Raw genomic sequence first — 24,236 nt, forward strand, 5'->3', positions numbered from 1 at the left:
TAGAGACAATTTCATCACTATGATCAATGGAGGGTGTCATATAATGAACTCATATTTCAAAGAAGTGCAGGCTCTACTTTCCACTGTTGTAGAAAAGGAAAAACAATCATTGAATGAAGCAGTGGAAAGGATCTCAGCATCCATCATGTCTGACGGAATCGTCCATTTATTCGGAAGTGGGCACTCCCACATTTTGACGGAAGAGGTGTTCTACAGGGCTGGCGGATTGGCAGCCATCCGCCCCATTTTCGTTGAAGATTTAATGCTTTTCAAAGGCGCATCAAGAGCATCGCAACTTGAACGGCAAAATAACCTATCGGAAAAATTCATGCAGGATGAAGATATCCGTCCGGGTGATGTCTGCATCGTCATCTCATCCTCTGGTGTAAATCCCGTACCGATTGATGTCGCTGCAATCGCTAAGGAAAAAGGCGCCTTTGTCATAGGTTTGACATCACCGGCTTATGCATCCAGCTGTCCTTCCCGGCATAAAGAGAAACTTTACCTCCATGATGTCGTGGATATGGTCATCGACAATCATATTTCCAAAGGTGATACTTTGCTGAAATCAAACAATATTACATTTGGATCCGGATCGACCGTAACCGGTGCCGTCCTCCTAAACATGATCTTCACCCAAGTCATCGAAACGATCATTGATTCAGGAGTGACCCCCCCGGTATTCCTAAGCAGCAATATCGAAGGGGCCGACGAACACAATCAACGCCTCATCGCAAAATATAAAACAAGAATTCCCCAATTATAAAATGCACTACATAGTTAAAAAAGGCATCCGAATGGATGCCTTTTTACTGTAGCCAACCCGAATCAACTTCAGCCTTTCACGCAGTTTTTCGGCCTTCCATTCACTTTTTTCGACCGTCGCAGGTTTTCCGACCGTTCATGCAGATTTTCTGGCCTTCGACGCAATTTTCCCGACCTTCCTCTCACTTTTCCCGCCCTTCCAGGCAACTTTTCCGACCTTCGTCGCAATGTTTCCGCCCATCCACTCACTTTTTCCGGCCGCTCATGCAGTTATCACTATTGCCTTCAAAATACAGGGCGCACACAAACTGAAGGCATCCGAATGGATGCCTTCTTTAATTTACGTTTATTCCTTATCTTTCAAAAATGGCCACCAATTCGCGTTTCCAAATGTTGCAACCATTACGGGTATGAACAATGGCAAGATGACAAACGCATATAATCCAAGGCCAACCAATATTAAGGTGGCAATCTCCAAGAGTGATAAAACCCCTGCTGGCATCATGGCCGCAAATGTCCCGCCCAGAATGACAGCCGCTGAGATGATCACCGTTCCCATTTTTCTCATCGACAGCAGCATCGCTTCCTTCACCGGCTTTTCTTTCATTTCGTTAAAGCGATCCATCAAGAAGATGCTATAGTCAATGCCCAGGGCCATCAGGATGACGAAGGCAAAGAAAGGAACGGCCCAGCCGATACCTGCATAACCAAGAATGTTAACAAAAATCAACTCTGTTATCGCTGCCGCCGTATAGTATGTCAAGACGAGCGACACAATCAGGTAAATTGGCATCACCAGTGATCGCAGCATGAAAAAGAGGATGATTGCAATGCCTGACAGCATCAAGATGACGGTGCGTGAGAAGTCCGCCTCGGACATTACGCTCAAGTCATGATGCGTACTTGTGATTCCCCCTATCGCCACCTGCGCATTTTCAAGCTTTGTACCTTTCGTGACTCGCTCTACCGTTTCCTCAATCGAGTCGATTTGCTCGATTGCTTCATTGGAATATGGATTCTCCTTGAAGACCACATCCATTGTCATCACTTTACCATCTTCAGATAAGTACGCGTTCAATGCTTCACCAAATTCTTTGCTTTCCACTACTTCTTTTGGAATGTACATGCCCGTTACCGTTTTATCCGTTTTTGCCAACCCGGATAAATACCCCTGTGCAGACGATAATCCATCATGCACTTCATTCAGGCCATCTGCGCTTTGATTCAAACCGTCTTCCAAATCGGTAAGCTGCCCTCCAAGACTTGAAAAACCATTCAGGAGTTCTTGCTGCCCATTGTTAAGGCTAGTAAGTCCCCCTTTGAATTGTGATAGATTATTGATGACTTCACCTTGACCATTGGCCATCGTGCCCAGGCCTTTTTGTAGCTCATCAACACCAGCAATCAACCGGTTCAGGCCGCTCCCTAGAGCTTTCTGTCCGTTTACGATTTCTGCCATATTTTCGTTTGCGGTATTCAAGCCGCCCGACACCACACCGAGATTGCGATTGAGCTCGGAAAGACCTGCTGACATGGGCTCCAACCCATTCTGGGCCCCTTGTACGGTTTGCTTGATTTTTTGATAAGATGCATCTGCCTGTAATTCCGGATGTGCGCCTTCCACTTGCTCAAAGGAAGGATTTAAAGCAGCCAGGCTTTGTGACACAGCCGTCAGATTCGTTTGGATCTGTTTGTAACCATTCTTGAGTTCCGTCAGACCATTGGTTGATTGCCGATAGCCCCCCAGGAGCTTCTCGCTTCCGGCAGACAGCTTCTCCAAATTGGCCTTCACTTCATTCAGACCTACTTTGATGTCACCTGTACCGGAAGACCCATCACGAATTCCTGCTTCAATGCTCGTTAACGCTTTCTCTACCTGACCTACACCGCTCTTTAATTCATCAGTGCCAGAAATGAGTCCCCCTATCCCGTCAGTCGCTTGCTTCAAGCGCGGTCCTGAATCGGAGAGCTCATTGCCTGCCGTTTTTAACCCGTCACTGATTTCTTTAATCCCGTCATTCCCTTCCCCGATTCCTTTTTCCAGCGTTTCAGCTTGATTGGAGACAAAAAGGTCCTTGATGGGCTCACCTGCCGGGCGGGTCATGGCTCGGACTATATCGACTTCATCGACCTTGGCGACTTCCTGACCGATTTTTTCTGCGAGCGCGACGTATTCCTCCGAGTCCATCCGTTCGTCATTTTTTATGACGATCTGTGTTGGCATCGACTGTCCCGGTCCGAATTCATCGGAAATGATATTAAAAGCCATGATCGAAGGAACGTCATCGCCCGCTTCCTCCAGGGAGTTATAGGATATGTCCCCATCGTATACGAACAAAAAAGGCACACAAATGATTGCAACGATCACTAACGCCAATAAGGGACGTTTCAAGGAAAAATTCCCAAGGATTGCCCATATTTTGCTTTCACTATGCGCAAGCTTCCCTTTAGCAGGCCAAAATAACCTTTTGCCTAAAATCGCCATGAAAAATGGAACGATCGTATATAGGGCAAGCATCAATATGAAAACCCCGATGGCAACCGCTGCAGCAGATTGATAGAGCTTGAAAGTGGAAAAACCAATTGCCGCAAAGCCAATCATTACAGTCAGGCCGCTGAAGAAGACCGTCTTGCCAGCCGTTCGATATGTCTCCACGATGGCTTCGACCAATGATTCCTGTGACGACAGCTCCTCCTTGAAGCGACTAAGCAGCAGGATGCAATAGTCGGTGCCGATACCAAATAAAATCCCGACTAGGAATATTTGCGTATAAGATGAAATCGGAAAGTCCCATCGATCGACCAGGAATGAAACGATGGATTGTGAACATAAATACGTAAAGCCTACGGTGATCAACGGAATGATCGGTGTCACCACCGATCGGAAAACGATCAGCAATACCGCCAAAATGAAGACAACCGTAATGCCTTCGGTTTTTTTCAGCCCTTCTTGGGAATTGGTATTAAGATCTTCATCGATCATCCAGCTGCTAGTGTAATAATGTTCGATATCGACTTGTTCCAATTCCTTATAAAGGGTATCGATCACTTCCTTGGCTTCCCTGTCCCCTAATGTCATCGTGATGGATATCAATACCGTCGATCCATCCTCCGAAACCAATTGATCCTTAAGCGATTTCTCTTTGAAATGTGTCATGATTTCCGTGATGCCTAACTCGGATTTATCCTTTTCCAGCTTTTCGATGGCTAGCTTGATTTCCTTCAATTCCGAGGAAGTTAGCTTCTTATCACCATGGAATACGAGAGCTACTTGGGACTCATCTTCATCTTGTATCTCTTTCATGAGTTCATTGGCTTTTCCAGAGGAATACTCTGCCGGTACATCAAGCTGGCCCTTATCACGGACAAGGTTTGCGATATTCGGAGCCGAAAACATTAAACCGGCTGTAATGGCAACCCAGATGATCAGGACTAACCACCTTGCCTTTATTATCCCTCTCATTTACAGTTCCTCCTGTTCGCCATTTTTCATTTCTATGAAAATTTGTGAGAGCTTCTCATATGTATCAAGGAATTTAACAATCTCTTCATATTCGAATTTAGTCATGATGCCCTCGACCAATTTATGAATCTTATGCTCCGTTTTATGCAACAATGCCGCTCCCTCTTCGGAAAGCTTCAAATGAAAGACCCTCCGGTCATATTGGTCCTGCTCCCGCTCAATCAGCCCTTTGCCTTCAAGCCTGTTGATATTGGAGGTGACCGCGCTCTTATTTATATAAAAGGCTTCGCTGATATCCGTAGAGGTACATAATCGTTGTTGTTCAATGAATCGTAATGTGTAGTATTGCTCGTTCGTCAGCACATCACATATTTGATCTTTAATCAATAGTTCCCCCATCTTATTGACATAAAAGGAAACTTTCATATATCGGTCAATTAAAATGGATATTTTTTCATCATTCATCGAAACACCTCGCAAAATTAGTTCACTCACTTAACTATATGTAGCTTACTACTAGTTTATTTATTATGTCAATCCTATGACAGTTTATTTTTTCCAGTTTAAATTATGGTAAATAAGGGAAAACCCGAAGTAAGCAAACAATCTACTATTCTTAAGGAGGAAATATAAATGACTCAATCGACGATCGAAACTCAATCGAACAGCAAATTATTAAAAGGCATTCTCATCGGAGGACTTGTCGGCGGCGCCTTGACCTTGCTGGACTCCACAACAAGAAATAAAATGAAGCGTTCTGCGGTCCTTTTAAAAGATAACTCCATGAATATGATTGAACAGGTTAAGGAAAATCCCGGAGAAGTGAAGGACCAGATGGTATCAGGCGTCAAAGGGGCTACCGAGACGATCAAAGAGGCCATTCATGATGTTGAGGCTTTATATGAAACCGTCAATGAAGACGTGGTAGGTAAAGTTTCCGAAGTGAAGGATATCTCGACTGATGCCCTTGGTACAGCCAAGGAAGCTACAAGTGAATTGAAAGACATCAGCTCAAAAGTTGTCGTTGCCGGGAAACAGCTAAAAGAAACGCCATCTTCATCCGTGAAATCGAATAAAAAAGGGGAAAAAGAAAGTGATGAAATCGTAACGAAATCGGAATTATCCAATCAAAAATCGATCTCATCGAACTTCTAATGATTAAATAGCTGAAGAAACGACTCAGCTTCAAAGCTGCAGGCAAACTCGTTAATTGGAGTTTGCCTGCAGCTTTTTTGAGTTCTGATCGTTTGGCACTCGCTTATCCAGGGGCGGTCCGTTGAGACCCCGCCAAGCCACAGCGGCTGCATGGTCGCAGATCTAAATAATCGCTTCTGCCAACAGTCATTTGATGGCCATGTGAACGTGGCTGTGACCGAATAAGGAATGATAAAAAATAAAAAAAGGTTTCGGGATGCTGCTAGCATTCCGAAACCTTCAAGACCTTATTCAGACTCCGTTAATTCATTCGTTATATCGTGGTCTTTTTTCACTTCCGCCAACCAAGCGGGATATTCCTCCTGCAATCGTTCAGTGATAAGCGTTTCTTTAATCGCATCTTTACTATCTTCCAAATTCGCTTTTTTCGCTTCCTTCTTTCCAGTGACTTTAATGATATGGTAGCCGTATTCGGTTTTGACCGGTTCACTGACCTTGTCCACATCAAGATCGAAGGCAACATCCTCAAATTCGCCGACCATATCACCTTTTCCAAAATACCCTAAGCTGCCGCCGTTACTCGCCGTTTGCGTATCGGTGGAATACTTGGCGGCCAGTTTGGCAAAGTCGCCGCCATCCGCTATTTCTTTTGCGACTTTTTTAGCCGTTTTTTCGTCTTCGACTAAAATATGGCTAGCCTCGACTTGCTCCGCTTGTGCAAAGGTATCTTTATTGTCTTCGAAATAGGTGCTGATTTCATCATCTGTCACGGTAATTCGCGGTTCGACCAGCTTTCTCGTTTGCAGATAAACAACGATATCCTTTTTCAAGGCGTCCATGGAAGATCCGCTTGCTTCCAATTGCTCTTTGAACGCTGCCTCCTCGCCATAGGATGCAACCATGTTATCGATTTCCTTCTGGATCTCTGCATCCTTTATTTTGATTCCCGCTTTTTTCGCTTCCAATTCGATCAACTTATTCGTGATCAAAAGGTCTAATGTATCTGCTCCATATCCTGCAACAAGGGCATCGTGCAGCTCATCCTCATTGATTTTCTCGCCGTCGATGCTCGCCACTGCCTTACCCATCGACGATACCATCGCAAATGCCATGATACCGGCAATGATTAGAATGGATCCTGCCCAAACATATGCCTTCGTACTTCTAAATAGTTTCATGAATACTCTCCCTCAATTTTTCTATAATGATAGTGATTAAATATTAATTAATCCTTAAGATAAACTGCCCGCGGCTATATGAATGAACCGACCAGCCATTATACTACCATACTTATCTTCCCACTAATATTTTTGTGCCTTTCGGATTCTCCCCGTTTGCATACGAAAAAAACATGGTGTAACGGGATTTCTCCATTACACCATGCTTTTTCATTTGTTATTTACGATGCATCTTGAATTCGAGGAAGAGTTCATTATAGCGTGCCAAGTTTTTCTTCCCGAGGTTTTCATACACTTCAAGCTTCTCTGTCAGTTCTGGTGATGGATAGAAGCGTTCATCCTTCACCACTTCTTCTGGCATATATTTCAGCGCTTCTTTATTAGGTGTCGAATAGCTTACATATTCGGCATTCTGTGCCGCCACTTCAGGGTCAAGCATGAAGTTGATGAACTGGTGGGCAGCATCGACATTTTTGGTCGTCCTAGGAATGACCATATTATCAAACCAAAGATTCGACCCTTCCTCCGGAACCACGTATTCGAGATCTTCATTTTCAGCCATGATTTCGGAAGCCACTCCCGACCAAACAAGGCCAATCGCCGCTTCCTGGGCCTCCAATAGCATGCGGCTTTCATCCCCGACGATCGCTTTAATGTTAGGAGTGAGCGCATCGAGCTTGATCTTCGCCTCTTGAAGGTGCGCTTCATCGGTATCGTTCAATGAATAGTTCAAGGAGTTCAGACCCATGCCCATGACTTCCCTGGCTCCATCCGTCAGGAGGATTTCATTTTTTAAATCCTTATCCCAAAGATCGGCCCAAGCTGTGATCTTTTTACCGCCGAGCATCTTGGAATTGTAAACAATGCCAACGGTCCCCCAGAAATAAGGGACGGAATATTTATTCCCCGGATCGAATGGCAGATCGATGAATCGTTGGTCAATATTTTTCAAATTCGGTAGCTTGGAATGATCCAAGGGAACCAATAAGTCTTCCTGCCTCATTTTATCAATCATATATTCAGACGGAATGGCAATATCATACGTCGTACCGCCCTGTTCGATTTTCGTCATCATCGCCTCATTGGAATCGAACGTCTCATAAATGACCTTGATGCCCGTTTCTTCTTCAAAACGGTCGATCAGGTCGGCATCGATATAATCTCCCCAATTATAAATGGTGAGTGTATTGCTGCTCGTAAAACCTTGTGAAGAATTCAGCTTGGATATCGCATATAATAGCAAAGCGGATACAAGGGCAATGACTAAAAACAATTGGATGAGCTTTTTCATCGTTTCCCCCCCATTCCCGTCTGCCTAACTCGCTGGGTGATGAAGTAATAAACGATGACCAGCAGCAATGTCACGACAAACAGCAGAGTCGATAACGCATTGATATTCAATGAAATCCCGCGGCGGGCCAATGAATAGATTTCCACGGAAAGAGTGGAGAATCCGTTGCCGGTCACGAAAAACGTCACCGCAAAATCATCAAGTGAATAAGTGAGTGCCATGAAGAATCCCGCAAAGATACCTGGCAAAATGTACGGTAGGACGACCTTCGTCAATACATCCCACCGACTTGCCCCTAAATCACGCGCCGCATCGATCAGGGTTGGGCTCATTTCCTGAAGCTTCGGCAGGACAAGCAGCACAACGATCGGGATGCTGAAGGCGATATGCGACAGCAGCACCGAGTAGAATCCAAGCTTGATTCCGGCCATCGTGAAAAGAATCAGGAAGGAAGCACCGATGATAACATCAGGACTGACAATCAATACGTTATTCAGTGACAATACCGTATTCTTTGCCTTGCTGCTCGTAAACGACCGAATCCCGATCGCTCCAATCACCCCTATGATCGTGGCGATGAGAGCCGATAATAACGCAATGACAAGGGTATTCAATACGATGATCAGCAGCCTTGTATCTTTGAACAGCTCCTTGTACCACTCCATGGTGAATCCTTTAAAGTCATACATCGTTCCACCGCTGTTGAACGAGTAAAACACTAAAAAGAAAATCGGTGCATAGAGTATGAGAAAAATTAAAACGAGAAACGCCTTTGATAATGGCGATAATTTATTGCTCATTTTACACACCCTGCTTTCGGTTACCCGTTACAAACATAATCAGGAACATGATAATAATCAAAAACACAGCAATCGTCGAGCCCATTCCCCAATCCTGGGTCACGAGAAAATGCTGTTCAATCGCCGTACCAAGCGTGATGACACGGTTACCGGCAATCAACCTTGTAAGCATGAACAATGAAAGCGCCGGGATGAAGACGACTTGGCATCCCGTCTTTACACCATCAAGCGTCAAAGGGAAAATGACGCGGCGAAATGTCATCCACCGGGACGCACCCAGGTCATTGGCCGCATCCAAAAGGGTGGGATTCAGTTCATCCAGCGCATTGAAGATCGGCAGGATCATGAATGGGATGAAGATATAAACCGAAACGAATATGAAACTGAAATCAGTAAAAAGAATTTGCTGACTGCCGATTCCGATTACCTCGAGAAAACCATTCGCCACACCATATGTGCCAAAAATCCCAATGAAGGCATAAGCCTTCAAGAGTAAGTTGATCCAGGAGGGGACGATGATCAGTAAAAGCCACAGCTGCTTGTGCTTGGTTTTCGTTAACAACAAAGCGGTCGGGTACGCGACCAAAAGTGATATGGCCGTAATCAGGAAGGCATACCAAAATGAGCTCAATGTCATTCTTAAATAAACGGGTGTAAAGAACTTCTGATAGTTTACCAAGGATAGATTTCCTTCGATGTCAAAGAAGGAATAGTAAAGGATCAGCAGAATCGGTGCAATCACGAATAAGGCGATCCATAAGACATAGGGTATGAAGAATATATTCTTTGATAGTTTATTCTGCATGGCTTTCCTCATCATGATACGCTTCCAAACGCTTATCGAATTCTTCTTCCGTCTCGCCCAATCGCATGACATGGATTGCTTCCGGATCGAAGTGCAGGCCTATTTCATCGCCAACGGTCGCCTTTTTGGTTGATTGGACAAGCCATTCATTTCCATCATGATCATAGCAGCTGATTTCATAATGAACACCGCGGAATAGCTGGGAATCGACCCGGACTTGGAGCTTTCCGCGATCGACGGAGGTAATTTCCAAATCCTCCGGACGAATGACAATATCGACAGCTTCATTACTGTTCAATCCCTGGTCTACACATTCGAACTGCCTTCCGACGAACTCCACCAGGTAATCTTGGATCATTTTTCCTTTTACGATATTCGACTCACCGATGAAATCGGCGACGAATCGATTCAGCGGTTCATCATAAATATCCGTAGGAGTCCCGCTTTGCTGGATCTTCCCTTTGTTAAGGACAAAGATCTCGTCTGACATCGCCAACGCCTCTTCTTGGTCATGCGTAACGAAGATGAACGTGATTCCCAGTCTTTGCTGGAGCTCACGCAATTCATATTGCATTTCAGTACGAAGCTTCAAATCAAGGGCAGAAAGCGGCTCATCCAGGAGGATGACCTCAGGTTCATTGACAATCGCCCTGGCAATCGCGACCCGCTGCCGCTGTCCGCCGGACATTTCCCTGATCTCCCGTTTTTCATAGCCGTCCAAATTGACAAAACTGAGAGCTTCCTTCACCTTTTTTTCCACTTCCGAGTTTTTCATTTTTTTGATCCTCAAGCCGAAGGCCACATTTTCAAACACATTCAAATGGGGAAAAAGGGCATAATCTTGAAAAACCGTATTCACTTGCCTCTTATTGGCTGGTACATTATTGATCTTTTTTCCTTCAAAATAAATATCGCCTTTGGACGCTTCCGTAAATCCCGCAATCAAGCGAAGGATCGTTGTCTTCCCACAGCCGGAAGGACCCAGGAGCGTATAGAACTTCCCTCTCTCGATTTCAAAGCTTACGTTATCAAGTACTACCGTATCATCATCAAATTGCTTCGTAACCTGCTCAAAGCGTATTATATTCTCGTTAGCCATTGCTACTCCCCCTCTTTCCATTACCATACTTATCTATCTTTACCCTAAACGGACGGTTGCATTTGTTTAAAAGCCTATAAATATGATTTCGTCACCACAAGCAGTAATTCGGAAGGACCCTCGAAATCGTTGACGATTTGATGTTCGTCAGAAGCATGGAAGTATATCGATTCCCCGGCATGGGCGAAATAGGAATGTGTGCCGAGCTTTACAATGACTCTTCCGCTCAATACATAACCGAACGTTTCCGATAAGGACGGCTCGAATTGTTTGAATTCGCTTTTTTCCTGAAGAGTGAGGCGAATCGGTTCCATTTCCTTCTCATTCGATTCGGGGACGAGCCACTGAATCTGATAGCCCCGTTCCTCATCGATAAAGAATGTTTGGGCTTCTTCTTCATACACCACTTTTTGGACCAGTTCCTCTTCATCGAAGAACTGCGTCGGCTTGCAGCCAAGAACTTCCAAAATATTAAAAAGAGTTTCAATGGAAGGGGAACTTAGATCTCTTTCCAATTGCGAAATATACCCCTTGCTTAGGTCCGTTCTTTCCCCCAGTTCCTCCTGGGTCAGCCCTTTTTTCAAGCGAAGGTTCTTTATTTTCTTTCCAATTTGCATCGTATTACCCTCAATCGGTTTACTTATAGTAAACCTACAGTCATTAAAGTTTGATATAAGTAAACTTTCAGTTTAATTTAACGAATTTTATTATACAGGAAATATAAGAAACTTCAATCGAAATTTCAGCTCAAAAAAAAGGGCCTGCATGTTGGCAGCCCTTCATTTACAACTTCGCATAAATTGCTTGTGCTTTCTTTTCTCCATCCGCAATACAGTCCGGTATTCCGACACCATTGTAAGAACAGCCCGCAAGCAAAACATTCGGATAATCCTTGGCCATTTTCGCTTCTAAAGATTGAACGATTTGAGGGTGTTTCATATGGTAGTTCGGCATATTTTCATGCCATTTGGTCACTTCACTCGTTATCGGCGTTCCGGTAATCGCCAAACTATTTTTAATGTCGTGTAAGGCCACTTTGATTAACTCCTGTTTTGTAAGAGAGCGTAACCGTTCATAGTCAGGACTTGAGCTTTTATAGAAAAGTCTTACCAAAAGTTGACTTTTTTCAGACGTATGTTCCCATTTCCGGCTCGTCCAGGTGCAGGCATTGCAAATCAAGTCACTATTATCACCAGCAATGAAGCCAGTCCCATCATTAGGAAGCATGCTGTCCGGGATATCGAATCCGAGATAAATGCTGATCATCGAGCTATCGACCAAGCCAGCAAAGTCTTGATCCAGTTCCTGATCACCCAATAGTTTCCGGGCAACGGTGTGCGGCGTACTCAATACGATGAAGTCCGTTTCAAGCGTTTCACCATTTTCCAAGGCGACGATATACCCTTGTCCATCCTTGCTTATTTTTTCCGCTTTGACCCCTTTTATGATTTCCACCATCTCAAGGCATTCCTCCATGCGATCAATCAGGACCGACAGGCCGTTTTTGAATGAAAGGAACTTCTTATTTCCCTTGCTTTGGTATTTATCCTTATTTTCCGATAGGCCGCGGATGATGCTGCCATATTCATTTTTATAATCAAGCATTTCAGGAAGTGTTTTCGCAATGGTCAATTCATTTAATTTCCCAGAATACACACCAGATAGGACAGGAGAAATCTGTTTATGCACCAATTCCTTGCCTAAGAAGCTTTCAAGAAATAAGCCGATCGAGTCATTTTTCGTAAACGTCTCATTTTTTGTATAGAAATCCTTTAAGGCATCGACCTTGCCTTGTGCTGAGACCAATTCACTGCTCGCCAAGGACTCCAGGCTCATCGGGATGCCGAATAAAGCATCTTCAGGAATTTTTTTTAGCACGCCATCCGTATGGATGAATGATTTTCCCGTCGCATTATAGACCACTTGATCTTCCAGGCCCAACTCCTTGAGAAAGGGCTTTATATTCTGCTTCCTCGCTACAATGGAATCGGCCCCTGCCTCTATTTTGAATGGACCGTCATGGACCGTCCTGATTTTACCGCCCAATTTTTCATTGCCTTCTATTAAAATTAATCGTACGGATTGGCTGGCCGTTTTTACTGCTTGCTGTAAATGATACATGGTTGATAGGCCGGTAATGCCCCCACCTACGACTACGACTGTTTTCATCTATGAATACACCTCGATTAACGAAATTTACATTAAATAAAGTGTACCATAATGGAGCCGAATAATTAAAAACGGCCATTCAAATTGGCCATTTTCCCTTGAAGGCATGTAACAATTTAGACAAAGAAAAAAATCCCAACATGGATTGAACCCTTATTCCGAATCCAATGCATTCAATCATCACTCCATGAACTGCATCCACCAGCTTCTGCCTTCCTTCCTGGTCCCTGTATCCCGAAAAACCGATTTCTTATAAAGGATTTTCGCAATCACATTCATTTAAATAAGTGATTCCTTGTCCGGAAATCACGCTCGGAGGGAGCCGCAAAGTCTTCTTCGCAACCCTTTTCCTTGATATTTTCGATCAATAAGCAATCCGCGAAGCAAAATCGCTTCCCTTTCATTGGTGAAGGAGCTGATGTTACCGCCAACATGTAAAACGAAAAAGCAGGCCGGAATGTCACCTGCCATGTTAACGAAGGGATGCCCATCCTCAGGATTATCTGATCCCGTCTCTCTTAAGGTACGCTCTTCATCTTTAATTATTTTAGGGTCATTCGATGCCGCCTGGAGCATTCCCTCCATATACCAAAGAAGCGCCGCCGAGGAAATCGGCAGCGCTCCTTAAGTTCTTATTGATGTGTGTTTTCATTGATCGTCAATGCTTCACGCAAATTGATTTGATGACGGAGAATATTGGCAACTTCACGGGAAATTTGTCTTGTTTCAAACATCTCCTGTACTTCATCACGCTCTGCCTGAATCGCCTTATAAAATAGCTCTCTTTCATATTCGACCATTTTACTAGGGACTCGGCCTCTATTTTCCCGTTTGCATTTCAAAATCAACACTTTATATTCTTCAATGATCATCGAGGATGTCTCATGGTTTTCGGCATTAATGCCGGCTTGTATCTCTTGAATGGCAGCTTTATACATCCTGACTTTAAGGTCCCTCACCTTTTCCAGCCGCTCAATGTTGAATCTTCTTGTTTCATTTTTATTAGGGAAAAATAATTTAAAGATTCTCAACATACTTCTTTTGAAAAGTGTTACGGATCTCAAAAGGCGGAATTTCATCAGGTTAGTCACCGCGCCCTCCATCCGTTGGATATATTCCTTGCATATAAATGCCGTTTCTTTATCCACTTTCTCATCCTTGATAAGCTTATCGAGGAATCTTTGTTCTGCCTCAAGTGCCTTGAAGCGAAGAACCTTTTCTTCTTCTCTTAATACAGCGGGCTCTTTCTCTTGTTCTACATAGGAAAGTGCATTGATTTTCGTATGGTATCTCGATATGATCGATAACGCCGCTTCACGGTTTTCATCGGTCATTTGCGATTCTATAACTTTGATTGCCGCTTGATGTGTGTGAATCGCAGCCGCTTTCGATTTGTCAGCCTGTTTATCCACGACCTCCTCTTCGTCCGTTCGTGCTACAATCGGCAAAAACACACTTGCGACAACCAATGTCAGCAATATGACCCCGGCTGCAATGAAGATGATCAACGAACGCTCCGGGAAAGGAGTTCCATCTGCCAATACATACGGAATCGAGAATGAACCCGCTAACGTTACAGCTCCTCGAACTCCGGAAATGGTGATGATTCCGGCCGCCTTCATATCTGGTTTTTGAGCTCCTGCTTTTTTCGTGAACCAACCGATCGACCAGGCCGCCAAGAGCCAAATGAATCGTAAAGCGAAGAGGAAAAGTGTGATGATCACGATATAAATAATCACTTGTCCGTTATTGAAGGCTGGATCTTCGAATATGGTCTGCGCCACGCTTGGGATTTGCAGGCCCAGTAATACGAAAACCAGTCCATTCAGTACATACAAAATAACAGACCATGTGCTTTTGGAAACAACCTGCAACTCCACCGTCGGTGATATTTCCCGATCCCGTTCTATTGCATGGACAATCCCCCCGGCGACAACTGCTAAAATACCAGAAAGGTGAAAATGCTCCACAGCGAGGAAAATGATAAAAGGAGTCAGGATTTGGATCAGCATGTGCATCGTAACATCTTCCATGCCAAGGCGGCGAAGGAACACACGCAGTCTGATAATGATGAAGGCAATGAGGGCACCTCCTGCAAAACCGCCGATCGCAATCCATATGAAACTAAACGTTGCATCCACCAAGGAGAAAACACCAGTGACTGTAGCTGCCACAGCGAACTTAAATGCGACAAGGCCCGAAGCATCATTCATTAGCCCTTCCCCTTCAAGAAGATGCAGAATGCTCTTCGGCAGCTTAACACGGCTTGCCATCGCGCTGACCGCCACTACATCCGTAGGGGACAAAATCGCAGCTAAAGCGAATGCAGCCGGCAATGGAATCGAAGGGATCAACCAGTTAATTAAATAACCGCCAGACCAAACCGTCAAGAATACGAGGCCCAATGCAAGCATGAGAATGGGCGCCCTCAGCTTCCAAAGCGCTGTACGCGGCACGTTCTTCCCATCATTGAATAAAAGGGGTGCGATGAACAACAGCAAAAACAGCTCTGTCTCCAACTCGACGTGGATCCCAAGCAGGACCTCCAGCAAAACCCCCAATGAAATTTGAATTAATGGTACAGGTATAAAGGGTATAAAATGGTTAATTACATTGGACATTCCAATTAATATTAGAAGGGCCAATATAATAAGAAAAAACTCCATACAAACATCTAACATCCTCTCTCATCTATTTTCATACCTATAAGCGTAACATATTTAGAGCGATTCATTCATGCAATTACTATTCTTGCCTAGAATCGCCCGGAATAAAGATGCCATTTTCCCCGCCTAATCAACCGTCATCGAAGTCAGGGAAATGACGTCCTGCCCAACAGCTAAATCTCGCTTTTTTGTCCCGCTCATAGCGTGATCGAGACGAATTAAATTGGACACAGGTCGAATTATTGCCGGCGGTGGACGAAGTATTATCAGTATAAGCCGAAAAAAGCTGAGCGGGCAGCATCGGCCCGAGCAGCTTTTCCAACATTCATGATTCGTGTGATACATATCCAGGATTCCAGGCGGGTACACATTTCCTCATTCAGCTGATGCCGTATCCGGGACAAGCAGACGAAGATGTTTATGCAAGACAGTTGCCTGGACAGGAAGGAGGAAGCCTTCATCTCCATCAATGTTGACTTTAATGTCCTCGGGAGTGGATAAGTGGAGCTTGGATGTTTGAATATATTCGACTTCATCATGTTCCTTGATCTCGCCCTTTATTAAACTAGGGATGATCTTGAGGAGAAGGGGGAGAGACAAGTCTTTAATGATGAAGGTGTGCAGCTTTCCATCATTCACTTCCGCGTCTGGTGCAAGCCGCTCGAAGCCGCCGACAGAGTTAGTCATTGTCGCGATTAATAAATGGGCCTCACCGATCCATCTTCCTTGGTCATGTTCAACCGTTAACGGAAATGGATTCTTCTTGATGACGGCTTTTGCTCCTTCCATGAAATAAGCAAAGGAGCCGAGGCGGGTTTTTTGTTCAACGGATACATTATAGGTAGCCTCGGCGATCGGACCGACCGCCAAAACATTCATGAAGTAACGATCATTGATTTTCCCGATGTCGGATTCTTTCATTTTCCTATCCTTAATGATGTCTATCGCCGCTTCCGGATTCAGGGGGATACCTAATGATCTAGCGAAATCATTAACGGTACCAAGCGGGATGATCCCGAATGCCGGGCGATGTTCCTGTTCCGCCAGCCCATTCACGATCTCATTCACCGTTCCGTCCCCGCCCATCGATATGACAGCATCGTACCTTTTGGCACATGCCTCCTTGGCAAATTCCGTAGCATCTCCTTCTCCCTTCGTTTTAAGAACGGTCACCTGATCGTACATCTCCCCCAGCACCTTTTCTGCATTCGGCAAAATCTTACCTGCCTTTTCCTTACCTGAAGATGGATTTATGATAATCATCACTTTCGACATAAGCTACCTCCCATTAATTCACTTCTATTAGCAAGTTACCTCTTTATTGAATTACTAAAACCACAATGGTCATATTCTGATTGCCTATTTTTTTCCTCCTTGAAGCTCCTTCATCCAAAGCAAGCCTGCTGCCGGTCACATTCACCTATAAGAAGCATTCCTTTACCTTCTCGATTAACTTGCACCATCTGTTACAGTACTGGCGGTTAAATGGTCTCGATTCCGAGCATTTCTGCATTGGTTTTTCATTTATTAGATTTATTTTTTTGTAATTTCTTGATCTCCGTCAAGAAGAACGAGGAAAACATCGTGCAGTGAATCCTTGTCATCAAAGGGTTTTTACCTTTCCGCAAAATAAATTTGAAATTTTCTGTAAAATACCTATACATTTTCCAAATTCGGGTATATACTGTATTATAACAACAAACAAACAACTTAAACTGTACTACAAGGAGGATCATGACATGCAAGCAAACCAAACAAATTCATTGACGATCGATTCCGTTACACATTGCCCCGAATGTGGTGAAGCACATGTCGACCATTCAAATTCCTATCTATTGGAATGCGATCGCTGCCTTTCCAAACGCGAAGACTAATCGATCGAAATATGAGGAGGAATCATGATGCAAACTAAAAACCCTATGGGGTTTTTCAGGAGCCTGCCACCTAAACAATGTACGGAGTGCGGAACCACCATCACCGAGCAAGCTGAATCGTATCTCTTGGAATGTGATCATTGCCTTTCCAAACGCGAAGACTAATCGACCGAAATATGAGGAGGAATCATGATGCAAACTAAAAACCCTATGGAATTTTTCAGGAACCTGCCGCCTAAACAATGTACGGAGTGCGGAACCACCATCACCGAGCAAGCTGAATCGTATCTCTTGGAATGTGATCATTGCCTTTCCAAGCGCGAAGACTGATCGGTCGAAATATGAGGAGGAATCATGATGCAAACTAAAAACCCTATGGAGTTTTTCAGGAACCTGCCGCCTAAACAATGTACGGAGTGCGGAACCACCATCACCGAGCAAGCTGAATCGTACCTCTTGGAATGTGATCATTGCCTATCCAAAAAAGATGAGTATTGAAAAAGGATGCTGACATCCCATTGCCATATCCCCTATTATGATGTCAGCATTTCCCCCTCCATTCATCAGTATATGAGCTCCCATTACATTTACCATGCCAAAAAGGATGTCCCTTGGACACCCTTCATGTTTATTTCACTTCCCCATATATTTATCCACATAATTCCCAGTGACGTCCCTGCTGCTGTACTGAAGGAAATCCAATGCAAAAATCATGAATTCCAGGCCAAGACGCTTATCCGATCGCATGAAATCGGAGCCTAACAGTTTCTCTAGCTTTTCCAGTCTATGATATAGAGTTTGCCTGACAATGAATAGTTGTTTGGAAGTCTCCTGTTTAGATCCATTACATGCAAGATAGGACTTCAGGGTAGGCATTAGCTCTCCATTGTTTTGCTTGTCATATTCAATGACAGGACCTAAGTACTCGTGCACCGTTTCCTCCAGGTTTCCATGCTTATTCAAGAGCGAAATCATGCGATGCATATGTAAGTCCTGATAAAAAATGCTCCTGCTCTCCTCTGGTAAACTATCCTGAAGCAGCAGGGTCTCGCGTGCCGTTTCATAGCTTTTATAAATCTCGTTTAATCTTTGTACATGCTTTCCAAAACCCATCGAAAGCTGCCCCATACGATTCCGGCTTCCCAGATCCATTTTCATCATGCGATCCACTGCGCTTGCCACCCTCGATTTCCAATCTTCAGATGAGCGATTATCTCCTAATATGAACACAAGCTGCTGGTGAATCTCCATGGAAAAAACATGAAATCCATACTGTTCAAACACCGTCCTAAACATGATTTTAAAATAGGTTCCATCCAATTTGGCAGCACTTTTATTATTCCTTGAATGCTGTTTGCAAATGCAAACCATTCCGCCATCGAGCTGCATCTTCGGGTCGATATAGGAAAGCCTCTCCCGGATCGCTTCATCGCCTATCTCCCCTTCGATCCAGTCGGTCAGCCATTTACTCTCTTCCGACATTTTTTTCTCTTCTATATATAATTCCCTTAATAGATGCTGTGCCAGCGCTGTAGCCGTCCTATCCAAAATAAGCGAATCAAAGTCCGTCAGCTCTCTATCATCACTGTATATGTACAGTTCCGCATAATTCTCACCGAGCACTTGAATCGCCTGTTTAAGCATCGTTTTTTTCAGTTTCGTTTTTTCATCATAATCGTCCGCTATCATTTGATAGGTTAATTTTTTCTTGGTTCTTGGAATGGTCGCTATGTCATTTTCATTAAAGATCAGAATGACCTGTACATTCAAATAACTATGGAGAAATTTTAGAATTGGTTCATAATGGTCCATTTCGAGGAGATTTTTATTTAACTGCTGGGAGTAGTTTTCTAAGTTGGAGATCATCTGGTATTGTTTATTGATGATTAAGGTATGGATATCCTGTGTGATTTTCACAAAAGGCACTTCTTCATGAAATAGGATGATAGGGAATTGGTGTTCATTTGCAAAATCGATGGCACTTTGCGGCACTGTCAGCATGTTGGAGCCCATTTCTATACAAAGTCCGGCAGCGTTGCATTGAATCAATTGCTTTAAATAGGAAAGAAAGGTGTCATCGCATTTTTTCCAACCCAAGCCGGTGGTCAGAATCAATTCGTTTCCATTTAACAAATGGCTGATTTGGGTGACTTCCATACAGTGGACCCACTTCACTTGACGCTTTATTCCACTGCTTCCAGCAATTATATCGGTCAGGTTGAAATACTTTCGCATAAGAATTTCCTCGATCGTAATCGACGTATTCATCCATTCACATCCTTTCCTTTTATAAAACTGCTTTAAAACCTATTATAAACGGACGTTCTTCAAATCTCCAGTACTTGTCAGAAAATCTAACGTCAAAATTCTACAAAAGTTTTGCCTTTTTCCATCTCCTTCTGCTTTCCTATCCTTTAAATCTTAAAAAATGAACGGGACAAGAAAAAGGACCCATTCATCAAGGAATAGGCCCAGGTCAGATAACTATTTCATGTTCAATTCAACTTCCTGAAAAGCAATGTAGAGAAGTATTTTCTTCCTTCAGGGGTTTTGATATTCAACTGCTTCCATTCCTGTTTCGTCCCCTCGATCAATTCAAAATCGAGAAACGCACCACTTAAATTTTCCGAAACCCGGGTGATTCGATATCCTCTTTCAAGCAAGAAATCGATTTGCTCCCTTTCCAGGCGATACTCTTGATATTCGGACATTTGCACTCCCCCTTTTTTTATACGTTTTCCCCGCCGGTTGCAGCTGTAATGACCATGTCTTCTTCAGATTCTAAATCTATTTTCCAATCCCTTCCCACTGATAGGCCCAAATATTTCTCATCACTGGGATCAATGATTTCAGCTTGTTCATATTTGTTGAACCACCAAAACTTAGCCAATACATAATAGCTTGCACCGCCAAGGACAAAACCGATGATAAAGGAGTAATTCGCATAAATCGTGGCACCGATTCCACCAATCACCCAAGAAATGATTCCTGCCCAATTCACTCCATTTAAGTATCTATATTGACCATCAGCTTCATAGAGATCTTCTACATGAACCCGCCTTTTGCGGAGTAAATAATAATCAGCTACGAGTATACCGACAATGGACGCCAGGATTCCGCCAATGATCAATAAAACTTCTATTATGATACCGAACAGGCTCCATGGCTGAACCACTATCCCGATGACCCCCGCTACAACGACCCCAGCCCAAAATGGCATCCTCGGACCCATGACATTGGAAAAAATGGTAGCTGCGGGAATGACATTGGCTGTCGTATTCGTCGACCATTGTGCAAAAACGATCATGATCAAGAGGACCCCGAGTGCCATTCCGCTTGCCGATCCCTGTATGGCAACTACAGGGTCATAATTGGAAACGGCCATATAAGAAACAGCTCCGATGATGACCATGAACGTTTGAGTGATGGGATAGGTGATAATATTCCCAATGATTTGCCCTTTATTGCGCTTGAACCAGTTTTTTTCATTTTTCGGTGCCTTTATAAAACGGGAGAGTGTAGGCATATCAGCCGTCAACGTCCCCCAAAAACCCATATTTGCCATGATGACGACCATGAATGCTGTCCCCGCGGCCCCGCCGCTTACCGGGCTTTCGATCCAGGTCCATACTTCCCTGCCTTGGGCTATAGCTTGATCGGAAAGGGTGAAATACATCCAGCCGGAAATCAAAATGATAACGGGCGCTGCCAAGTCGGCAAACCGTTCGATCGACTTGATCCCCATTGCCGTGTTCACCAATTGTAAAACGGCAAAAACGAGAAAGCAGATGAACCAATTATCAAAATCAAAGAGGGTTGCAAAGATGGCATTCATTGCAGTCGCCCCAAAGTAGGTGTTAAGGCCAAACCAGCATGAAGCGACAAAACCCCGCACAACCGCGGGAATGTGGGTGCCGATCGTTCCGAAAGGAGCCCTCATGTAGACTGGGAAGGATATGCCATGCTCCACTCCAATATCTCCTGTCATTGTCATCAAAAAACCGAGAACCACACAGGCGATGACCGTTGCAAGCACGACCCAGCCCAGGGATAAACTTTGGACGCCGTTCCCGCCAATCGCGAAGGCAGCCAACACCACTGCCATCCCCACCCAAATGAACCCAAATCCGGCTGCACTTATGTTTTTCTCATTATGAGGTATGGGCAGCAAATCGGGAGACTTTAGATAATCTTTCTTCACACTCATGGAAAAATCCCCCTCTATCCATTTGCCTTCATTTTACCGAAGCTTCAAACCGGCAGCTTTTTTCCTGAAGCGGACTTCAAATCCGCATTGTATTTTGCCCTTTTCAGGAATTGCCCTTTTCCTGCCTCACCTACAAACTGTTTATTTTTAATCACAAATTCCCCTCTGGAAAGGACCGATACCGGTTCTCCAGTAATCTCCATGCCTTCAAAGGCATTATAATCCACCGCCATATGATGTGTATCGACGGATAGCGTCCTTTCCGCCTCCGGATCAAAAATGACGATATCGGCATCCGACCCTACAGCGATCGTCCCCTTTTTCGGGAATAATCCAAAAAGCTTGGCCGCACGTGTAGAAGTCACGTCGACGAATTGATTCAAGGTGATGCGCCCTTTCTTGACCCCTTCGGAAAAAACGATGCTCATGCGGTCTTCAATCGTGGGGCCGCCATTCGGTATTTTCGTAAAATCATCTCTTCCTAAATCCTTCTGACCTTTGAAATCGAAGGAGCATTGATCGGAACCTACCGTTTGCAGCTGACCCATTTTCAAGGCATTCCATAGCACTTCCTGATTCTTCTTCTCCCTTAACGGTGGTGACCACACATATTTTGATCCCTCGAAATGGGGCTTTTCAAGATAAGACTGGTCCAAAACCAAGTATTGCGGACAAGTCTCGCCCCAAATATCAACCCCTTTATTTCTTGCCTCGGTAATCTTTTCTACCGCATCTGCACAAGTGACATGAACGACATAGAGCTGCGCGTTCGCCATCTCCGTCAATTTTGCGGCCCGTCCAGTAGCTTCCCCCTCAAGCTCGGGAGGCCTTGTTAGCGCATGGTAGATCGGATCTGTGTTTCCTTTTTCAAGCGCCTGCTTCGTAAGATAATCGATGACATCGCCATTTTCAGCATGAACCATGACAAGCGCACCAAGCTCTTTCGCCTGCAGCAAAGTGCGGTATAGCGTGGCATCATCGGCTTGAAAAACATTCTTGTACGCCATGAAGACCTTGAACGAGGAAATCCCTTCATCCGCGATGATGCCCGGCAATTCCGCAAGAACCTCATCATTGATCTCGCTGATCATTAGATGGAACCCATAATCTATCGCGGCCTTTCCATTTGCCTTTTTGTGCCATGTACCAATCGCTTCCTTTAATGGTGCCCCTTTTTCGGTCAAGCAAAAGTCTATGATCGTCGTCGTGCCTCCATAGGCGGCAGCAATCGTACCTGTTTCATAATCATCCTTTGTGGTCGTCCCGCCAAACGGCATATCTAGATGGGTATGCGGGTCAATGCCTCCCGGAAAAATATAGGCGCCTTTAGCATCAATGATTTCGGCACCCTCTGCGGTCAAATCCTTGCCTATCATGGCAATCTTCTCATTTTCAATTAATATATCGGCTTGATACGTATCCGCAGCGGTTACAATCGTTCCGTTTTTTATGATTTTCTTCATATTCTTCCCCTCCATCATTTTGCGAAATCAACACTTTCATTTTCAATGCCGCCAAGATAGGCTTGGCGTTCATTCCACGTCATCGGCGGTAATTCATTTGTCAATTCGATCATATCGATTGCCCCATCGGCCGGACATACGATAGAGCAAAGATTACAGCCTACGCAATCTTCTTCACGCACCCTCAGGAAGGAGCTGCCTGCCGAGTCCTTTAACATATCTATACACTGGTGTGAGGTGTCTTCACACGCAATATGGCATTTATTGCAGTTGATGCATACATCATTATTGATGCGGGCCACTACCTTATAATTAAGATCCAAGTTCCCCCAATCGGAATATCTCGGTACGGATCTACCGACAATATCCATCACTGAGGCCATCCCTTTTTCATCGAGGTAATTGGACAAACCTTCAAGCATGTCCTCGACTATCCTAAAACCATGATGCATGGCAGCCGTACATATTTGCACCCCCGTCGAACCCATCAATAAAAATTCCACGGCATCCTGCCAATTGGAAATCCCCCCGATTCCGGAGATGGGAAGATCGATCCTTGGATTTCTTGCACACTCTGCCACCATGTTCAAGGCGATGGGCTTCACCGCCGGACCACAATACCCCCCATGTGCTCCCTTACCGCCAACATGGGGAATCGTATTCCACGAATGGATATCCACACCTGCCAAAGAATTGATTGTGTTGATCATGCTGATTGCATCCGCTCCCCCGCGAACTGCCGCTTCTGCAGTGACCGTAATATCGGTTATATTCGGCGTAAGCTTGACGATGACAGGTTTCGATGCAGCTTCCTTTGCCCAATAGGTTTGCTTTTCCACAAGTTCAGGAACCTGTCCTGAAGCAGCTCCCATCCCCCGTTCAGCCATACCATGGGGGCAGCCAAAGTTCAACTCGTATCCATCAACCCCTACATCTTCTATGCGCTTGATGATCTCATGCCATTTTTCCTGTTGCGGCTCCACCATGACCGAGGCGATGATTGCATGATCGGGGAACCTCTTTTTCGTTTCATATATTTCTTTCAAATTCACTTCAAGGGGACGATCGGTAATTAATTCAATGTTGTTGAAACCGGCAACTCTCTGTCCATTAAAACTAACCGCCGCAAAGCGTGATGAGACGTTCAGGATGGGATCGCCCAACGTTTTCCAAACGGCGCCTCCCCATCCAGCCTCGAATGCCCGCTGGACTTGATACCCTGAATTGGTGGGCGGTGCCGAAGCAAGCCAAAAAGGATTGGGTGATTTAATACCTGCAAGATTTATAGATAAATCAGCCAT

23 protein-coding genes are annotated in these 24,236 nt (G+C 44.5%); 6 read left to right on the forward strand and 17 right to left on the reverse strand.

The window, feature by feature from the left end:
• Positions 1-40: 40 nt before the first annotated feature.
• Entirely contained in the window at positions 41-766 is a 726-nt protein-coding gene (locus tag AS888_RS19385) for an SIS domain-containing protein (RefSeq protein WP_061143833.1), read from the forward strand.
• A 345-nt stretch (positions 767-1,111) separates the two neighbouring features.
• Here the strand turns inward: AS888_RS19385 and AS888_RS19390 are convergent, their stop codons facing one another.
• Positions 1,112-4,228, reverse strand: a complete 3,117-nt coding sequence (locus tag AS888_RS19390) for an MMPL family transporter (protein ID WP_061143786.1) — start codon at positions 4,226-4,228, stop codon at positions 1,112-1,114.
• The gene (locus AS888_RS19395) at positions 4,229-4,693 is read right to left on the reverse strand and encodes a MarR family winged helix-turn-helix transcriptional regulator (protein ID WP_061143787.1); all 465 of its coding nucleotides are present in this window, start codon (positions 4,691-4,693) and stop codon (positions 4,229-4,231) included.
• A 168-nt stretch (positions 4,694-4,861) separates the two neighbouring features.
• Between AS888_RS19395 and AS888_RS19400 the strand changes: the two genes are divergently transcribed.
• Complete coding sequence (locus tag AS888_RS19400; RefSeq protein WP_061143788.1) at positions 4,862-5,383, forward strand: hypothetical protein; 522 nt, start codon at positions 4,862-4,864, stop codon at positions 5,381-5,383.
• Between the two features lie 287 nt (positions 5,384-5,670).
• Here the strand turns inward: AS888_RS19400 and AS888_RS19405 are convergent, their stop codons facing one another.
• The 10 genes from AS888_RS19405 to AS888_RS19450 all read right to left on the reverse strand — a co-directional run bounded on the left by AS888_RS19405 (position 5,671) and on the right by AS888_RS19450 (position 16,666).
• The gene (locus tag AS888_RS19405; RefSeq protein ID WP_061143789.1) at positions 5,671-6,561 is read right to left on the reverse strand and encodes a peptidylprolyl isomerase; all 891 of its coding nucleotides are present in this window, start codon (positions 6,559-6,561) and stop codon (positions 5,671-5,673) included.
• Positions 6,562-6,778: 217 nt separating this feature from the next.
• Positions 6,779-7,852 carry an ABC transporter substrate-binding protein gene (locus AS888_RS19410; RefSeq protein WP_061143790.1) on the reverse strand — a complete coding sequence of 358 codons (1,074 nt, stop codon included), beginning with the start codon at positions 7,850-7,852 and terminating at the stop codon, positions 6,779-6,781.
• Positions 7,849-8,652, reverse strand: a complete 804-nt coding sequence (locus tag AS888_RS19415; protein WP_061143791.1) for an ABC transporter permease — start codon at positions 8,650-8,652, stop codon at positions 7,849-7,851. The genes AS888_RS19410 and AS888_RS19415 overlap by 4 nt, the downstream gene beginning before the upstream one ends.
• A 1-nt stretch (position 8,653) precedes the next feature.
• Positions 8,654-9,457 carry an ABC transporter permease gene (locus AS888_RS19420; protein WP_061143834.1) on the reverse strand — a complete coding sequence of 268 codons (804 nt, stop codon included), beginning with the start codon at positions 9,455-9,457 and terminating at the stop codon, positions 8,654-8,656.
• The gene (locus tag AS888_RS19425) at positions 9,447-10,556 is read right to left on the reverse strand and encodes an ABC transporter ATP-binding protein (protein WP_061143792.1); all 1,110 of its coding nucleotides are present in this window, start codon (positions 10,554-10,556) and stop codon (positions 9,447-9,449) included. Before AS888_RS19425 ends, AS888_RS19420 begins: the two co-directional genes overlap by 11 nt.
• Positions 10,557-10,630: 74 nt before the next feature.
• A complete protein-coding gene (locus tag AS888_RS19430) occupies positions 10,631-11,173 on the reverse strand; it encodes a helix-turn-helix domain-containing protein (protein ID WP_061143793.1) in 543 nt (180 codons plus the stop codon).
• Positions 11,174-11,339: 166 nt separating this feature from the next.
• Positions 11,340-12,725: a protoporphyrinogen oxidase gene (locus tag AS888_RS19435; protein WP_061143794.1), complete on the reverse strand. Its 1,386-nt coding sequence runs from the start codon at positions 12,723-12,725 to the stop codon at positions 11,340-11,342.
• A 306-nt stretch (positions 12,726-13,031) separates the two neighbouring features.
• On the reverse strand, positions 13,032-13,301 hold the full coding sequence (locus AS888_RS19440) for a hypothetical protein (protein ID WP_185113136.1): 270 nt from the start codon (positions 13,299-13,301) through the stop codon (positions 13,032-13,034).
• A 56-nt stretch (positions 13,302-13,357) separates the two neighbouring features.
• Positions 13,358-15,391 carry a Na+/H+ antiporter gene (locus AS888_RS19445; RefSeq protein WP_061143796.1) on the reverse strand — a complete coding sequence of 678 codons (2,034 nt, stop codon included), beginning with the start codon at positions 15,389-15,391 and terminating at the stop codon, positions 13,358-13,360.
• Between the two features lie 375 nt (positions 15,392-15,766).
• Positions 15,767-16,666, reverse strand: coding sequence for a diacylglycerol/lipid kinase family protein (locus tag AS888_RS19450; RefSeq protein ID WP_061143797.1), 900 nt, complete (start codon positions 16,664-16,666; stop codon positions 15,767-15,769).
• Between the two features lie 464 nt (positions 16,667-17,130).
• Here AS888_RS19450 and AS888_RS26935 point away from each other — a divergent pair, with 464 nt between their 5' ends.
• From AS888_RS26935 to yhfH (AS888_RS25290), 4 genes are read left to right on the forward strand one after another with little or no spacing between them, the layout of a single operon-like run.
• Positions 17,131-17,265, forward strand: a complete 135-nt coding sequence (locus AS888_RS26935) for a hypothetical protein (RefSeq protein WP_260320315.1) — start codon at positions 17,131-17,133, stop codon at positions 17,263-17,265.
• A gap of 27 nt (positions 17,266-17,292) precedes the next feature.
• Entirely contained in the window at positions 17,293-17,430 is a 138-nt protein-coding gene (yhfH, locus tag AS888_RS25280; protein ID WP_081092533.1) for a protein YhfH, read from the forward strand.
• Positions 17,431-17,457: 27 nt separating this feature from the next.
• The gene (gene yhfH, locus AS888_RS25285; RefSeq protein WP_081092534.1) at positions 17,458-17,595 is read left to right on the forward strand and encodes a protein YhfH; all 138 of its coding nucleotides are present in this window, start codon (positions 17,458-17,460) and stop codon (positions 17,593-17,595) included.
• A 27-nt stretch (positions 17,596-17,622) separates the two neighbouring features.
• Positions 17,623-17,763: a protein YhfH gene (gene yhfH / locus AS888_RS25290; protein WP_081092535.1), complete on the forward strand. Its 141-nt coding sequence runs from the start codon at positions 17,623-17,625 to the stop codon at positions 17,761-17,763.
• A gap of 135 nt (positions 17,764-17,898) precedes the next feature.
• Here yhfH (AS888_RS25290) and AS888_RS19455 read toward each other — a convergent pair whose 3' ends face one another.
• The 5 genes from AS888_RS19455 to preA all read right to left on the reverse strand — a co-directional run bounded on the left by AS888_RS19455 (position 17,899) and on the right by preA (position 24,236).
• The gene (locus AS888_RS19455) at positions 17,899-19,533 is read right to left on the reverse strand and encodes a PucR family transcriptional regulator (RefSeq protein ID WP_061143798.1); all 1,635 of its coding nucleotides are present in this window, start codon (positions 19,531-19,533) and stop codon (positions 17,899-17,901) included.
• A gap of 227 nt (positions 19,534-19,760) precedes the next feature.
• Positions 19,761-19,976, reverse strand: a complete 216-nt coding sequence (locus AS888_RS19460) for a hypothetical protein (protein ID WP_057915016.1) — start codon at positions 19,974-19,976, stop codon at positions 19,761-19,763.
• Between the two features lie 17 nt (positions 19,977-19,993).
• Positions 19,994-21,472: an NCS1 family transporter gene (locus AS888_RS19465; protein WP_061143799.1), complete on the reverse strand. Its 1,479-nt coding sequence runs from the start codon at positions 21,470-21,472 to the stop codon at positions 19,994-19,996.
• 44 nt (positions 21,473-21,516) lie between these two features.
• Positions 21,517-22,935 (reverse strand): dihydropyrimidinase, encoded by a 1,419-nt coding sequence (hydA, locus tag AS888_RS19470; RefSeq protein ID WP_061143800.1) that lies wholly within the window; start codon positions 22,933-22,935, stop codon positions 21,517-21,519.
• A 14-nt stretch (positions 22,936-22,949) separates the two neighbouring features.
• A complete protein-coding gene (preA, locus tag AS888_RS19475) occupies positions 22,950-24,236 on the reverse strand; it encodes an NAD-dependent dihydropyrimidine dehydrogenase subunit PreA (RefSeq protein ID WP_061143801.1) in 1,287 nt (428 codons plus the stop codon).

Source organism: Peribacillus simplex, assembly GCF_001542915.1.
In the GTDB taxonomy this organism is placed as follows: domain Bacteria; phylum Bacillota; class Bacilli; order Bacillales; family DSM-1321; genus Peribacillus; species Peribacillus simplex_B.

What these genes read in the sequence shown, in the direction of transcription:
- AS888_RS19390 (WP_061143786.1), bottom strand. Translation starts at nt 4,228, where the DNA reads ATGAGAGGGATAATAAAGGCAAGGTGGTTAGTCCTGATCATCTGGGTT.
- AS888_RS19395 (WP_061143787.1), bottom strand. Translation starts at nt 4,693, where the DNA reads ATGAATGATGAAAAAATATCCATTTTAATTGACCGATATATGAAAGTT.
- AS888_RS19400 (WP_061143788.1), top strand. Translation starts at nt 4,862, where the DNA reads ATGACTCAATCGACGATCGAAACTCAATCGAACAGCAAATTATTAAAA.
- AS888_RS19405 (WP_061143789.1), bottom strand. Translation starts at nt 6,561, where the DNA reads ATGAAACTATTTAGAAGTACGAAGGCATATGTTTGGGCAGGATCCATT.
- AS888_RS19410 (WP_061143790.1), bottom strand. Translation starts at nt 7,852, where the DNA reads ATGAAAAAGCTCATCCAATTGTTTTTAGTCATTGCCCTTGTATCCGCT.
- AS888_RS19415 (WP_061143791.1), bottom strand. Translation starts at nt 8,652, where the DNA reads ATGAGCAATAAATTATCGCCATTATCAAAGGCGTTTCTCGTTTTAATT.
- AS888_RS19420 (WP_061143834.1), bottom strand. Translation starts at nt 9,457, where the DNA reads ATGCAGAATAAACTATCAAAGAATATATTCTTCATACCCTATGTCTTA.
- AS888_RS19425 (WP_061143792.1), bottom strand. Translation starts at nt 10,556, where the DNA reads ATGGCTAACGAGAATATAATACGCTTTGAGCAGGTTACGAAGCAATTT.
- AS888_RS19430 (WP_061143793.1), bottom strand. Translation starts at nt 11,173, where the DNA reads ATGCAAATTGGAAAGAAAATAAAGAACCTTCGCTTGAAAAAAGGGCTG.
- AS888_RS19435 (WP_061143794.1), bottom strand. Translation starts at nt 12,725, where the DNA reads ATGAAAACAGTCGTAGTCGTAGGTGGGGGCATTACCGGCCTATCAACC.
- AS888_RS19440 (WP_185113136.1), bottom strand. Translation starts at nt 13,301, where the DNA reads ATGCTCCAGGCGGCATCGAATGACCCTAAAATAATTAAAGATGAAGAG.
- AS888_RS19445 (WP_061143796.1), bottom strand. Translation starts at nt 15,391, where the DNA reads ATGGAGTTTTTTCTTATTATATTGGCCCTTCTAATATTAATTGGAATG.
- AS888_RS19450 (WP_061143797.1), bottom strand. Translation starts at nt 16,666, where the DNA reads ATGTCGAAAGTGATGATTATCATAAATCCATCTTCAGGTAAGGAAAAG.
- AS888_RS26935 (WP_260320315.1), top strand. Translation starts at nt 17,131, where the DNA reads ATGCAAGCAAACCAAACAAATTCATTGACGATCGATTCCGTTACACAT.
- yhfH (WP_081092533.1), top strand. Translation starts at nt 17,293, where the DNA reads ATGCAAACTAAAAACCCTATGGGGTTTTTCAGGAGCCTGCCACCTAAA.
- yhfH (WP_081092534.1), top strand. Translation starts at nt 17,458, where the DNA reads ATGCAAACTAAAAACCCTATGGAATTTTTCAGGAACCTGCCGCCTAAA.
- yhfH (WP_081092535.1), top strand. Translation starts at nt 17,623, where the DNA reads ATGCAAACTAAAAACCCTATGGAGTTTTTCAGGAACCTGCCGCCTAAA.
- AS888_RS19455 (WP_061143798.1), bottom strand. Translation starts at nt 19,533, where the DNA reads ATGAATACGTCGATTACGATCGAGGAAATTCTTATGCGAAAGTATTTC.
- AS888_RS19460 (WP_057915016.1), bottom strand. Translation starts at nt 19,976, where the DNA reads ATGTCCGAATATCAAGAGTATCGCCTGGAAAGGGAGCAAATCGATTTC.
- AS888_RS19465 (WP_061143799.1), bottom strand. Translation starts at nt 21,472, where the DNA reads ATGAGTGTGAAGAAAGATTATCTAAAGTCTCCCGATTTGCTGCCCATA.
- hydA (WP_061143800.1), bottom strand. Translation starts at nt 22,935, where the DNA reads ATGAAGAAAATCATAAAAAACGGAACGATTGTAACCGCTGCGGATACG.
- preA (WP_061143801.1), bottom strand. Translation starts at nt 24,236, where the DNA reads ATGGCTGATTTATCTATAAATCTTGCAGGTATTAAATCACCCAATCCT.